Origin of the sequence: Prevotella sp. P3-92 (assembly GCF_002251205.1) — a bacterium.
In the GTDB taxonomy this organism is placed as follows: Bacteria; Bacteroidota; Bacteroidia; order Bacteroidales; family Bacteroidaceae; genus Prevotella.
Map to the genome: position 1 here is coordinate 25386 of NZ_NPJE01000018.1, position 14072 is coordinate 39457.

The window sequence follows — 14072 nt, forward strand, 5'->3', positions numbered from 1 at the left end:
GTATGATAGAAGGGTCTTCTTAGTATGGAGTAAATGCTTGTTGCGCTATTTTTGGTCGAGAGCTTCGTAGCGTGAATGTTTGCTGATGTATTCCGGTACGATTTCCTTCATCTTCCTTACGGTGTTCATGTCGTCGTAAGCAGCGGAAATCTGGTATAGTTCGGTAATGCTCTGCTGTGCCTCTTCGTATTCGTAGCTACGAACCTCGGCAATACGTATTTTTTCGTGGAACGAAGGCTTGGTGTTTTCTTTCTCGTTGAGCACTTCCTCATAGAGTTTCTCGCCTTCGCGGAGTCCCGTGTATTTGATTTCTACGTTTTTGGCTCCGCTCAACTGTATCATGCGCTTTGCCAAGTCGGCAATAAGTACAGGTTCTCCCATGTCGAACACGAATATCTCGCCACCCTTACCATGTGTTCCAGCTTCGAGCACCAGTTTGCAAGCCTCTGGTATAAGCATGAAATAGCGGATGATCTTTGGGTGTGTGACGGTCAATGGACCGCCAGCCTCCAGTTGTTTACGGAATAGCGGTATGACAGATCCGTTGGAACCGAGCACGTTTCCGAAGCGTGTGGTGACAAACTGCGTGATGCCATTGATTTTACCGTCTTTGATGGCCTTGTCAAGGCTTTGCACATAGATTTCGCAGATACGCTTCGAACAACCCATTACGTTTGTGGGATTGACCGCTTTGTCGGTAGAGATCATCACAAACTTCTTGATATTGTATTTCACGCTGAGGTCTGCAATGATTTTGGTGCCCCATACGTTGTTTTGAATGCTTTCGCTGGGGTTGTCTTCCATCATCGGCACGTGTTTGTAGGCAGCAGCATGGAAAACGTAATCAGGCTGGAATGTGCTGAAAATCTCCTCCATGCGTTTCTCTTTGCAGATAGAGGTCACTACGGTATGTGCCACGATGTCAGGATATTCGTTGCTCATCATCAGTCTGATGTCGTGTTGTGGAGTCTCAGCCTGGTCGATGAGCATCATTTCTGCGGGCTTGTAGATGGCAATCTGGCGAACCATTTCCGATCCGATAGAACCGGCAGATCCTGTGATGAGCACTTTCTTGCCTCTCAACAGGGCCCCGACGCTATTCATGTCAACCTGTATCTCATCGCGTGGCAGGAGGTCTTCAACGCTAACTTCCTTCAGTTTGATGTTGGCAAGACTGCTGTCAGTCAGTTTTCCGTTTTCAACCTGCATCTCATGGGCGCTGATTGTCATATAGATTTTGACACCGGTGGAAATCAGCGTGTTCTGCATCTCACGGTCGTTTTGGAAGTCTTTAGTGCGAGTAGGGGAGATGAGTACACCTTTGATGCCGTATTTCTTGATGATATGTGCAATATTGTCTTGGGTGTTATATACTTTCTTGCCCATCAGTCGGACATGGTGAAGTCGGTTCTCGTTGCTCTTTTCATGGGCAATGAATCCCATCAACACAAACTTGGCAGGTTGCTGGGAACGAATGTACTTGGCAAGTCCCACCGCTCCTTCCATTGTACCATAGATGAGTACGCGTACAGCCTTCTTATCCGCCAATATTACGTCGTATAGCATCTTTACCAGCACGCGAATGGTCCACATGGCTAATGTGGCAATGAGGAACATGGTGCATGTCTCGGTCAATGTGAGTATGCCTATTTTGTCAACATGCAGATACTCCATGGTGAAATGGGCTATCAGCGACAATGCCAAGCCGACGGCATTACTCATCGCCACATGCCATAAATCGACAAATGATGAGTAGCGAAGAATTCCAGAATAGGTGTGAAATATTCTGAAGCCTACGCAAGTGAGAAGTACGTAGAGCAAGAGGGTATATAGCAGTTCAAACCGATGGTCTATGAATGCTCCTGTCTTGTTGAAAATCCAATAGGTAAAGAGACCGGAGAAGAAAATAGTAGCAGTATCAATCAAGAACATGCACCAGTATGGCAGTGCTTCTTTCTTGAAGTACCAATTCAGAATAGAGTTGAGTAGATTCATAGCTTTTCTTAAAATCTATATTATTTTTAACCGCAAAGATACGTAAAAAATCTAAACTTTCTATAGTTTTGCGTTATTTTTTTTACTAAGAGGGCCGATTTTTTGAAAATATATCAAGGGGGGAATAAAGGCAATTTAATGTCCTTTTGTGAAGATTAGCATTTTTGGCAACTTCTGCCATTTCCCGTTTTTGGGAATTTTCAGCGTACTGCCACTTGTTTGTTTCAGCAGATAGGTGGAGTCGTTTTGCAAGGTGAGGGTAGCGGTGAGATCTTCGCTGCCAAAATCGTTGACCATCGTCATGACAATCTCTCGGCTTCCTTTTTTCTTGACCGATGTGATCGGCCAGCAGAAAGAATTGTGTTTCTTTCCGAGATAGCCAGGAAGTTCACCATAGATCTCTTGTCCGGGGATGATGACATTCTGGTTTTGAAAATCGATTCGCAGATAAACGTCGTATTCCTCATTGGTGAGATATCCACTGAAAGTGCCCTGTGACTGTTGGGCACCGACTGTTGCGAAAATGGCTGTAAATATTATTATGAATAGTTTTCTTTTCATCTACGTATTAATTTGCCGCAAAGATAGTAAATCTATATCAATAAATATGTTTTTTGGTGAAAAATAATTGCCTAAACTCGCATGATTTTAATATTTTTAAGTAACTTTGTGGCCGTTATACATGTATATATGGGAAAAGAATTGATTAAGCCAGATTATGTCTTTGAATCGAGCTGGGAAGTTTGTAATAAAGTAGGAGGTATATATACCGTGCTTTCCAGCCGAGCTAAAACACTTCAAGATGCCATGTGCGACCGGATTATCTTCATCGGTCCAGATGTGTGGCATGATAACGAGAGTCCTTATTTTCAAGAGGAAAAGTCGCTATTGGCAGAATGGCAATGGCAGGCGAAAGAAGAGGGGCTGAAAGTAAAGGTAGGCCGTTGGGCTGTTCCTGGAAAACCTATTGCTATTTTGGTGGATTTCCAACCTTTTTTTGAGAAGAAAAATGAAATCTATGGCTGGTTATGGGAACACTATCAGGTGGATTCGCTTCATGCCTATGGCGATTATGATGAAGCATCTATGTTCTCTTATGCCGCAGCACTCGTGGTAGAAAGCATCTACCGTTGGCTGGGCAAGGAAGTTGAGGGAAAACATGTGATTTACCATGCCAACGAATGGATGTGTGGACTCGGAGCATTATATATAAATAATGTGTTGCCGCAGATCGGTACCGTTTTCACCACTCACGCCACCAGTATCGGTCGTTCAATCGCAGGCAACCAGAAGCCACTCTATGACTATCTCTTTGCCTATAATGGCGACCAGATGGCAGAAGAGCTTAATATGCAGAGCAAGCACTCTATAGAGAAGCAAACCGCTCATTATGTAGATTGTTTTACTACGGTAAGTGATATTACCGCCAATGAATGTCGTGAACTCCTTGACAAGCCCGTTGATGTGGTATTGCCAAATGGTTTCGACAACAGTTTCGTGCCTAAAGCCGCCACATTCACCAAAAAGCGCAAGGCAGCTCGCAAGCGCCTTCTTGATGTGGCTAATGCCTTATTGGGCGAATCGCTCGACGACGATACACTTATCGTTTCAACATCAGGACGTTACGAATTCCGTAATAAGGGTATTGACGTGTTTGTGGAGGCCATGAATCGTCTGCTTCGCGACAGAGAACTGAAGAAAAAGGTCTTGGCATTTATTGAAGTGCCGGGATGGGTAGGCGAGCCACGTAAGGATTTGCAGGAACGTTTGGCGAAGAACGAAAAATATGAAACACCATTGGATGTTCCACAGCTGACCCATTGGCTGCATAATATGAGTCACGATAACGTGTTGGGCATGATGAAATACTACGATATGCACAACCGTAAGGACGATAAGGTGAAGGTCATCTTCCTGCCCTGCTATCTCGATGGACGTGACGGAATAGTCAATATGTCATATTATGATGTGGTATTGGGTAATGACCTGTGCATTTATCCATCGTATTACGAACCGTGGGGATATACTCCGCTGGAGGCCGTTGCCTTCAAAGTGCCTTGTATCACAACAGATCTGGCAGGCTTCGGACTTTGGGCTAACGGCGTGTTCGGTCATGCAGGTGAGATAGAGGATGGCGTGAAGGTCATTCATCGCACAGATTATAATTATTCTGAAGTAGCAGATGCCATCAAGGATACGGTGGCGAAATATTCGGCTATGCCGAAAAATGATGTTGAAAGTTGCCGACGCAAAGCCGATGCACTTTCGAAAAAAGCACTTTGGAGCGAGTTTATCGAATACTATTATGAGGCTTACGACATCGCTTTGCGTAAGGCTCAGAACCGTATGAACAAATAATAAATAGAGTATCAACGTATATATATAGAAAAGTATGAAAATCAAAGCAGATTACGCAAATGCTCCTCAGTGGAAGGAATTGACTGTAAAATCGACCCTTCCTGAGCAGTTGAAATGTTTGAATGAGATTGCCCACAACATGTGGTGGGTGTGGAACTATGAGGCACGCGACTTGTTCCGTGACCTTGACCCTGAGCTTTATCATGATGCCAAGCACAATCCCGTAATGCTTCTTGAGCGTCTGAGCTTTACCCGTAAAGAGGAAATCCTCAAGGACAAGGCTCTGATGAAGCGCATCCAGAGTGTTTATGCACTCTTCCGTGAATATATGGATGTTAAGCCCGACCAAACCCGTCCTTCTGTAGCTTATTTCTGCATGGAGTATGGTATCCATTCTGCCCTGAAAATCTACTCAGGCGGTCTCGGTATGTTGGCTGGTGACTATGTGAAAGAGGCTTCTGACTCTAATGTTGATATGTGTGCCGTGGGTTTCCTCTATCGTTTCGGCTATTTCACACAGAGTCTTTCTATGGACGGACAGCAGATTGCCAACTATGAGTCTCAGAACTTCGGTTCACTCCCCATCGAGCGCGAACTCGACGAGAACGGCAATCCTCTCGTAATAGATGTTCCTTACACCAACTATCAGGTTCATGCTTATGTTTGGCGTGTGAATGTGGGTCGTGTAAAGCTCTATCTGCTCGACACAGACAACGAACTGAACTCAGAATTCGACAGACCAATCACTCACTCACTCTATGGTGGCGACTGGGAAAACCGCCTGAAGCAGGAAATTCTGCTCGGTATCGGTGGTATGCTGCTGCTGAAGAAACTCGGCATTAAGAAGGATGTTTACCATTGCAACGAAGGCCATGCAGCACTTTGCAACCTGCAGCGCCTCTGCGACTATATCGATGGTGGAATGACCTTCAACGAAGCACTCGAACTCGTTCGCGCTTCTTCACTCTATACCGTTCATACTCCAGTACCTGCTGGTCACGACTACTTCGACGAAGGACTCTTCGGTAAGTATATGGGAGGCTATCCTGCAAGACTCGGTATCTCTTGGGATGAGTTCATCGGTATGGGACGTATCAACCCAGAAGACCATAACGAGCGCTTCTGCATGTCAACCTTCGCTTGCAACACTTGTCAGGAAGTAAACGGTGTATCTAAACTCCACGGATGGGTTAGCCAGCAGATGTTTGCTCCTATCTGGAACGGATACTATCCAGAGGAAAACCACGTGGGATATGTTACCAACGGTGTACACTTCCCAACATGGTGTGCTACAGAATGGCGTAAAGTTTATGGCAAGTATTTCAACGAGAACCACATGTACGATCAGTCGAACCAGAGCATCTGGGAGGCTATCTATAATGTGCCCGATGAAGAAATCTGGGAAACTCGTATGGCGCTGAAAAACAAATTGGTGTCATATATCCGCGAACAGTTCCGTGACACATGGTTGCGCAATCAGGGTGATCCCTCACGCGTGCTCAACCTGCTTGAGCGCATCAATCCTAATGCGTTGATTATCGGTTTCTGCCGTCGCTTCGCTACCTATAAACGCGCTCACCTGTTGTTTACCGACCTCGACCGTCTGGCCAAGATCGTCAACGACCCAGAGCATCCCGTACAGTTCCTCTTCGCCGGTAAGGCTCACCCCGCAGATGGCGCAGGACAGGGACTCATCAAGAAGATTTATGAGATTAGCCAGCGTCCTGAGTTCCTCGGTAAGATCATCTTCCTTGAGGACTACGACTTCCTCTTGGCTCGTCGCCTTGTCAGCGGTGTTGATATTTGGATGAATACTCCAACTCGTCCGCTTGAGGCTTCTGGTACATCTGGTGAAAAGGCTGAGATGAATGGCGTTGTCAACCTCTCTGTACTTGATGGATGGTGGCTTGAAGGCTATCGTGAAGGTGCAGGATGGGCACTTACCGAAAAGCGTACCTATCAGAACCAGGGTCATCAGGACCAGCTCGATGCGGCTACAATCTACTCGCTACTCGAAAACGAGATTATTCCTCTTTACTATAAGAAGAACAAGAAGGGCTTCAGCGAGGGATGGATCAAGGTTATCAAGAACTCTATCGCTCAGATTGCTCCTCACTATACCATGAAGCGTCAGCTCGACGACTACTATGACAAGTTCTACACCAAAGAGGCTAAACGCTTCAAGGAAATCAGCAAGGACAACTGCCGTCTGGCTAAGGAAATTGCACAGTGGAAGGAAGTTGTTGCTGAGCGTTGGGATGCCATCAACGTCGTTTCTGCATCATGGGACTTCCCTGCAAGTGGTGCTGAAACCGGTGGTAAGTACAAGCTGACTTACGTCATCAACGAGCAAGGTCTTGAAGATGCAGTAGGATTGGAGAAGGTGAATCTCTATGTTAACAAGGAAGGACAGGAGCGTATCTTCAATGTAGAGCCTCTGAAGATGGTTGGTCATGAGGGTAACAACTATACCTTCGAAGTTGAGCTGACTCCTCAGCAGGCCGGTACCTATAAATCAGCTGTCCGCATGTATCCGAAGAACAAGAACCTGCCTCACCGTCAGGACTTCTGCTACGTGAAATGGCTTGAACTGCCCAACAACCAGTAATCTGTTGGACATTCAGATGAGATAAGGAGAGTGGCTTGTCTTCCTCGTGTGGAAGAACAGCCACTCTCTTTCTTTTCTATACAACCGCCTTGATGATAAACCCCCAATCCGTCTGATGACCGATTGGGGGTTAAAGGTGGATGTTGCGATTGTTATTTCAGGTAATCAGCAACAAAGTTTCTGAGTTGTTCATCGCGGAGATCGCGACGCAGGATTTTGCCTTCTTGATCTACAATAACGGTACAAGGGATGCTTTTTACATTAAATAATGTAGCAGCAGACGATTCCCAGCCTTTCAGGTCGCTAACCTGTGTCCAACTCGTTCCCCATTGCTTGATGGCATTTGTCCAAGCGTCTTTGTTGTTGTCAAGAGAAACACCGAGAATGCCCAGACCCTTATCCTTGTAACTCTCGTAGAGGGAAATCACGGAAGGCATTTCTCTACGGCATGGGCCACACCAAGATGCCCAGAAATCTATAACGGTCAATTTGTGCTTCTTTATCTCTGCCAAAGCGCTCACAGGATTACCCTCTGCATCAGGAAGCGTGAAGTCGGGCATGACGGTTCCTTCCGCTGTATTGGCTTGCTTGGCCAATTCCTGTTCCATTTGCTGGATGGCGGTACGCTGACGCAATTCCTTCGGCATCTGACTGATGAGATGCTTGGTCGTTGTGGCAGAGAATATATCCTTGGAAAAGTTGAGGATGAGAAAATAGCCGAATTCGTTGTCGATATTGCGTTCGGCGGCAACTTCTACCTTGTTGCTGAACTGTTTGTTGAGTTCTTCTATTTCCTTCATACCCTTTTCTCGTTCTGCCGGACTGACGGGATGGGCATAGATGCGTTCTGCAATAAGATTGATGGCTTTGCCTACAACCATCAACGAGTCGTTGAGACGTTGCCACTCGTTGTTGCAAGGCGTACCGCCAACCCTTGATGCGGAAGGTTCTGCGGAAAGCCGGATGTCGATATTGCCATTCTCCCTGAAGAATGTGGCGTTGATCTGGTGGGCTTTCGCACTATAAAGCATGCAGAAGCATGTAGAATCTGCACTTCCCGAAAGACTGAACTTTCCGTTTTTTACTACTAAGGTGTCGCAGGGAATGCCGGTTACCATGTCGGTCGTGAGAAAGAGTGTGTCTCCGTCTTGCATGTTTTCGGCAGAACCTTTGATATGGTACGTGTTTGAATGACAAGCAGCAAGCGTAATGCCTGCTGCTGTCACTATAAATAATGTCTTGATGTTCATCTGAAGGATGGATGTTATACAAGGTATTGACTTGAGATACTCTCGTTGTTGAGCACGCGGCGGATGGTTTCTGCAAACATATCTGCCACAGAGAGCTGCTTCACCTTAGCACAGCGTTGTGTGTAGGGGATAGAGTCTGTGAAGACAATTTCCTCAAGGGCCGATTCTTGTACGCGTTCGCTTGCAGGACCACTCATCACACAATGGGATGCACATGCGCGAACAGTCTTAGCACCTGCTTCTTTCATGATGTCGGCAGCCTTGGTGATGGTTCCAGCAGTATCTACCATGTCGTCGATAATCACCACATTCTTGTCTTTGACGTCACCGATAATCTGCATGGTGGCTACAACGTTGGCGCGAGCGCGGGTCTTGTTGCAGAGAACCAGCGGGCACCCCAGATATTTAGCATAGGTGTTGGCGCGCTTAGAACCGCCGACATCAGGTGATGCAATAACGAGGTCGTCTAAATTGAGACTCTGAAGATAGGGGAGGATGACGCCGGAAGCATAGAGGTGGTCAACGGGAACATCAAAGAAACCTTGTATCTGGTCGGCATGCAAGTCCATGGTGATGACACGATCAACACCGGCTACGGAAAGCAAGTCGGCTACCAGTTTGGCACCAATGCTGACACGGGGCTTGTCTTTGCGATCCTGACGTGCCCATCCGAAATAGGGGATAACGGCATTGATGGTGCGTGCAGAGGCGCGCTTGGCAGCATCGATCATCAGCAACAGCTCCATCAGGTTGTCACTATTGGGGAATGTGCTCTGTACGAGGAAGATATCGCGACCGCGAATAGACTCCTCGAAAGAGACAGCAAACTCGCCGTCGGAGAACTTTGTGATTTGCAGTTCACCGAGCGGACATCCTAAACTAAGGCAGATTTTCTCTGCCAGATACTTTGTGGCAGTGCCTGAAAATACCATGTAAGAGTTCGATTCTCTCATTTTGTAGTAAATATTGTTGTTAGTTGTTTCTTTTTCTATCCAATGGCCTTTCTGAGCTTTTCGAAGTGGGCAATAAGTTCTTTGTAGTCTAATCCCTGATGGATGTTGAAGCGGTTCCACAGGTCACCACAAATGACAACTCCGCCAAAGCCGAGTTCTTTGGCCATGCGAATATTGTCTATGTTCATGCCTCCTAATGCATACACGTGCCGGTCGATAAGTCCCAACTTAGAAGCCTGTTCCAGTTCGTTGGGAGTAAATGAGGCTTTCTCATTACCCGTCTGACTGTCGAAGATGTGTTTGAGAAACACGTAGTCTGCGTTGCGTTTAGTCACTTTGAGCTCGTCGAGCTTCTGACAGGTGCGACTCAGGCGTCCACGATAGCCTTGCGGGGCTGGTTGTCCTGCCTCGTCAATATGGATGCCTCTCAGATTGTATTCCTCCTTGAGGTAGAAGTGGTCATGTACTACAATCTTTGAACAGTAGTCTTCAGGCAGTAGAGTCAGCAGGCGCTCTGCATACATTGGCGAAGAACCAGGCTTGCATAAATGCAGGCAGTCGAGTCCCTCGTCGAAAAGTGTTGCCAATATTTTGTCTTCTTCCACGAAATACGTGGGCTTGGTCATTACTATGAGTTTCATTGCAATAATCTAGAATCAAATGCAAAAGTAATCATTTTATATGGAATAATGCAATTTAATGACAATAAAAAGCTAACTTTGCAGTCGAAATCAAGATTTATATCAAAAAAATGGAAAATAGTACACCTATATATATTATAGAGGAGGCGAAATTGCGACGTAATCTCGCTTTGATAAAAGACGTGGCTGAACGAACCGGTTCGGAGTTTATTCTTGCCTTCAAGGCATTCGCATTATGGAAAACATTTCCTATTTTTCGGGAGTATATTCAATCTACTACCGCTAGTTCGCTGTCTGAGGCTATGCTCGCTTATCATGAGTTTGGAAAGAAAGCCCATACCTTTTCGCCAGCTTATACAGATGGAGAGTTTGATGATATTGTAGCTTGCTCATCGCATATCACGTTTAATTCGTTGTCGCAATACGAGCGCTTTCACCATCGTGCATCATCATGTTCGATAGGATTGCGTGTCAATCCTGAATATTCGGAAGTGGGTACTATGCTCTATAATCCCTGCGCTCCAGGTACACGCTTTGGTATTACGGCAGATAAGTTGCCGAAAGAACTGCCGTCGGATATTGACGGATTCCATTGCCATTGCCATTGTGAGAGTGGGGCAGATGTGTTTGAACGGACACTACGGCATATAGAAGAAAAATTCTCTCCTTGGTTCTCGCAGATAAAATGGATCAATTTCGGAGGAGGCCATTTGGTGACTCGCAAAGGTTACGATATAGAGTTGTTGGAACGTATAATGAAAGGTTTCCACCAGCGTTATCCCCATCTGAAGGTGATATTTGAACCAGGAAGCGCCTTTGCCTGGCAGACTGGACCGCTTGTGGCCCATGTTGTGGATATTGTGAATGATCGAGGAATCAAGACTGCCATCCTTGATGTCAGCTTCACATGCCACATGCCTGATTGTCTTGAAATGCCATATCATCCAGAGGTGCGTGGGGCAGAATTGGTCGATTTGGAGGAGGCAACGAAAGAAAATACCTATAGATTGGGTGGTAATAGTTGCCTGTCTGGAGATTTTATGGGGTCTTGGCGCTTTAAAAATCCATTGGTGATCGGTCAGGAGATTATTTTTGAGGATATGATTCATTATACAACGGTCAAGACAAACATGTTTAATGGTATTTCTCACCCGTCCATTGGAATGCTCCATATGGACGGGAAATTGGAAATATTGCGCCATTTTGGCTATGAAGACTATCGAAATCGCATGGATTGATACTTTTTTTAGAAAAAAATGCGAGAAAATTTTGGTAATTCAGAAAAATAGCGTACCTTTGCATCCGCAATCGAGAGAGATGCTCCTTGAGAGAGGAAATAAGCGGAAATAGCTCAGTTGGTAGAGCACAACCTTGCCAAGGTTGGGGTCGCGGGTCCGAGTCCCGTTTTCCGCTCATTTATTGAACAGAAAAGAGCGTTAGGATAGGTCTTAGCGATTAAAAGCCCAGGTGGCGGAATTGGTAGACGCGCACGTTTCAGGTGCGTGTGCCGCGAGGCGTGCAGGTTCGAGTCCTGTTCTGGGCACTCTTTTTTATTCACTAAATATTTTATGTTGGAGAGGTGGCGGAATTGGTAGACGCGCTACTTTGAGGGGGTAGTGTCAATTGCGACGTGGGAGTTCGAGTCTCCTCCTCTTCACCATAAAGATTTTTATTTTTTTTGTTGCGGAAATAGCTCAGTTGGTAGAGCACAACCTTGCCAAGGTTGGGGTCGCGGGTCCGAGTCCCGTTTTCCGCTCTTTTTTTTATTTATCCTAAGGAAAACCGAAATCTATTTTTTTATTTTAAAAAGATAAATATTTACCGATGAATTTATATATACGCTATTTTGATAAAGAGGTTCTTGTTGATAACGTTGATGATGCTATTCAGTTTCTTGCAGATATCGACGAGATTGGAATGAATCCTATTCTTGAGAAAGACATTCGCAACTACTATAACAGCGATATGTATTATCCTAAGCGTTATAAAGTTCGCCCACGAATCTATTTTATCATCATCAAGACTGAAGCCAAGACGATGCTTGACTTTAAGGAGAAGCGTGCGTTGCATCCTGTGCAAGAGGTTCATGAGAAAAAAAATGTATCGGCATTGGCAAGACTGAACGAAGAAAAGTTTGGCTGGTATGAAGGCTCGCTTGATTTTAAGCGTGTGCAAATAGTTCCTGGTACGGGTAAATTCCAATACCGAGATACCCATTTTGTAGCACAATGTAAGGCGGTATCAGGAATGGATTGTTATAATCGTATTATTGACCACTTGCGTGAACGGGTTGACGAAAGAAGTCAGTTCCCATCTGCAAAAGGAAAGAATTTCCATTTCCAGTTCTTGGGACTGTGTAAATAACATGTTGCCAAACATGGCGGTTTGAATTTTATCATTATAGAGATATTATGAACAAAGTGATGCTGATAGGAAATGTTGGTGCCGACCCAGAGGTTAGATATGTTGACCAAGGTGTGGCAGTTGCACGGGTACGGCTTGCAACAACCGAACGTGGATATACCTTACAGAACGGTACGCAGGTTCCTGATCATACCGATTGGCACAACGTAATTCTGTGGAGACGTTTGGCAGAAATTGTGGAACAATATGTGCATAAAGGTGATAAACTGTATGTAGAAGGACGCATTCGCTATTCTTCGTATGATGATCGTCAGGGTCAGCGTCGTTTCAAAACAGAGATATGGGCTGATAACATAGAGTTGCTTTCTCCTAAGATGCAAAACAATCCTGCAACAGAAACTTCTCAGTATGCATCAAGTTCTTCTTCTGTTTCAGAGAACCCGACCATGGTAAATTCCAATGATAATACTCAAAGTTCTGTCAATGGGCAGAATGCATCAATGACTTCTGTGGATAATAATGATGCAGAAGCTCTTCCTTTCTAAGCGACAATGGATATCCAACATATTTTATCGGAAGTGCAGTTGATGACTCCAGATTATGGGGCCGTTGTTGCATTGGTTTTGGCATTTGCCTTACTCTTTGTCTCTGGTTTCGCTTCTGGAAGCGAGATTGCTTTTTTCTCTTTGACACCAAATGACGAGAATGAATTGGAAGAGGAAAAGTTGGCATCAGACGGCAAGATCATAGCGCTTCGTAACGATTCTGAACGTACGTTGGCAACCATTCTGATTACCAACAATTTGGTGAATGTAACCATTATCATGCTGCTGAACTATTTCTTTGCACGTGTAGTTGATTTTGGTAATGCGGTATGGTTGCAGTTCTTGTGTATTACGGTTCTTTTGACATTTTTGTTGTTGCTCTTTGGAGAAATTATTCCGAAGATTTACACCCGTCAACAACCACTTCGCTTTTGTCGTCGTGTGGTGTCTGGCATTATGTTTTGCCGTAAACTGTTCTATCCTTTTGCAACCATTCTCATCAAGTCTGGTGTGTTGGCAGGAAAGGTGGTACAGAAGGATAATCATGTGTTGAGCGTTGATGACTTGGAACAGGCTCTTGAACTGACAGATAAGAATGATATCAAGGAAGAACAGCATATGCTTGAAGGTATCGTTCGGTTTGGTGATGAGACAGCTAAAGAGATTATGACGAGTCGTCAGGATGTTGTAGATTTGGATTTTCGTTCTTCATTTAGTGAGGTGCTGAAATGTATAGTAGATAATAACTATTCTCGCATACCTGTCTATCAAGATAATAGTGATAACATACGAGGCATTCTCTATATCAAGGATTTGTTGCCACATCTGGGTAAACCTGCCACATTCCGTTGGCAATCTCTTATCCGTCCTCCATATTTCGTTCCAGAGACTAAGAAAATAGACGATTTGCTGCGTGAGTTCCAGTCGAATCGCGTTCATATCGCCATTGTTGTTGATGAATTTGGTGGTACGAGCGGTATTGTCACATTGGAAGATGTATTGGAGGAAATTGTGGGTGAGATTAATGACGAATACGATGAGGATGAACATAATTATGTGCGTATCAACAGCAATACCTTTGTCTTTGAAGGAAAGACGCTGTTGAGTGACTTTTACCGTATTCTCAAGATTGATGATGATTTCTTCGTTGATGTTGAGGGAGATGCAGATACTGTTGCAGGTTTGCTGCTTGAAATCAAAGGAGATTTCCCACAGTTACATGAGCGGATAGACTATCGTCATTTTACCTTTGAGATATTGGAACTTGAAGAGCGCCGTATTTCAAAAGTAAAGGTTGTGGTTCATCAGTCAACAGTAGAACCGTCTGTGGACAAGCAATAACGGTAATGCAACAAGGA

General features: G+C 45.0%; 11 protein-coding genes and 4 tRNA genes. 10 read left to right on the forward strand and 5 right to left on the reverse strand.

Going from position 1 to position 14072, the window contains the following annotated elements:
• Positions 1 to 45: 45 nt before the first annotated feature.
• Positions 46 to 1995, reverse strand: a complete 1950-nt coding sequence (locus CIK93_RS02745; protein WP_094446513.1) for a nucleoside-diphosphate sugar epimerase/dehydratase — start codon at positions 1993 to 1995, stop codon at positions 46 to 48.
• 135 nt (positions 1996 to 2130) lie between these two features.
• Entirely contained in the window at positions 2131 to 2556 is a 426-nt protein-coding gene (locus CIK93_RS02750; protein ID WP_094439272.1) for a hypothetical protein, read from the reverse strand.
• Between the two features lie 129 nt (positions 2557 to 2685).
• Between CIK93_RS02750 and CIK93_RS02755 the strand changes: the two genes are divergently transcribed.
• On the forward strand, positions 2686 to 4353 hold the full coding sequence (locus tag CIK93_RS02755; protein WP_094436098.1) for a glycogen/starch synthase: 1668 nt from the start codon (positions 2686 to 2688) through the stop codon (positions 4351 to 4353).
• Positions 4354 to 4387: 34 nt separating this feature from the next.
• The gene (gene glgP, locus CIK93_RS02760; protein ID WP_094446514.1) at positions 4388 to 6961 is read left to right on the forward strand and encodes an alpha-glucan family phosphorylase; all 2574 of its coding nucleotides are present in this window, start codon (positions 4388 to 4390) and stop codon (positions 6959 to 6961) included.
• A gap of 152 nt (positions 6962 to 7113) precedes the next feature.
• On the opposite strand, the gene CIK93_RS02765 is transcribed toward glgP, so the two are convergent.
• From CIK93_RS02765 to CIK93_RS02775, 3 genes are read right to left on the reverse strand one after another with little or no spacing between them, the layout of a single operon-like run.
• Entirely contained in the window at positions 7114 to 8211 is a 1098-nt protein-coding gene (locus tag CIK93_RS02765; RefSeq protein WP_094446515.1) for a TlpA disulfide reductase family protein, read from the reverse strand.
• A 14-nt stretch (positions 8212 to 8225) separates the two neighbouring features.
• Positions 8226 to 9164: a ribose-phosphate pyrophosphokinase gene (locus tag CIK93_RS02770; protein ID WP_094390022.1), complete on the reverse strand. Its 939-nt coding sequence runs from the start codon at positions 9162 to 9164 to the stop codon at positions 8226 to 8228.
• A gap of 35 nt (positions 9165 to 9199) precedes the next feature.
• Complete coding sequence (locus CIK93_RS02775) at positions 9200 to 9805, reverse strand: thiamine phosphate synthase (protein WP_094390023.1); 606 nt, start codon at positions 9803 to 9805, stop codon at positions 9200 to 9202.
• A 110-nt stretch (positions 9806 to 9915) separates the two neighbouring features.
• Between CIK93_RS02775 and nspC the strand changes: the two genes are divergently transcribed.
• The 8 genes from nspC to gldE all read left to right on the forward strand — a co-directional run bounded on the left by nspC (position 9916) and on the right by gldE (position 14055).
• Positions 9916 to 11043, forward strand: a complete 1128-nt coding sequence (nspC, locus tag CIK93_RS02780; protein ID WP_094436102.1) for a carboxynorspermidine decarboxylase — start codon at positions 9916 to 9918, stop codon at positions 11041 to 11043.
• Between the two features lie 102 nt (positions 11044 to 11145).
• Positions 11146 to 11218 (forward strand) — tRNA-Gly (locus CIK93_RS02785).
• Between the two features lie 48 nt (positions 11219 to 11266).
• Positions 11267 to 11348, forward strand: a tRNA-Leu gene (locus CIK93_RS02790).
• A 30-nt stretch (positions 11349 to 11378) separates the two neighbouring features.
• A tRNA-Leu gene (locus CIK93_RS02795) sits at positions 11379 to 11465 on the forward strand.
• A gap of 23 nt (positions 11466 to 11488) precedes the next feature.
• Positions 11489 to 11561: transfer RNA gene (locus tag CIK93_RS02800), tRNA-Gly, on the forward strand.
• 68 nt (positions 11562 to 11629) lie between these two features.
• Positions 11630 to 12169 carry a hypothetical protein gene (locus CIK93_RS02805; RefSeq protein WP_094446516.1) on the forward strand — a complete coding sequence of 180 codons (540 nt, stop codon included), beginning with the start codon at positions 11630 to 11632 and terminating at the stop codon, positions 12167 to 12169.
• A gap of 47 nt (positions 12170 to 12216) precedes the next feature.
• A complete protein-coding gene (locus CIK93_RS02810) occupies positions 12217 to 12714 on the forward strand; it encodes a single-stranded DNA-binding protein (protein WP_094390026.1) in 498 nt (165 codons plus the stop codon).
• 42 nt (positions 12715 to 12756) lie between these two features.
• Positions 12757 to 14055 carry a gliding motility-associated protein GldE gene (gene gldE, locus CIK93_RS02815; RefSeq protein WP_371327189.1) on the forward strand — a complete coding sequence of 433 codons (1299 nt, stop codon included), beginning with the start codon at positions 12757 to 12759 and terminating at the stop codon, positions 14053 to 14055.
• Positions 14056 to 14072 lie beyond the last annotated feature (17 nt).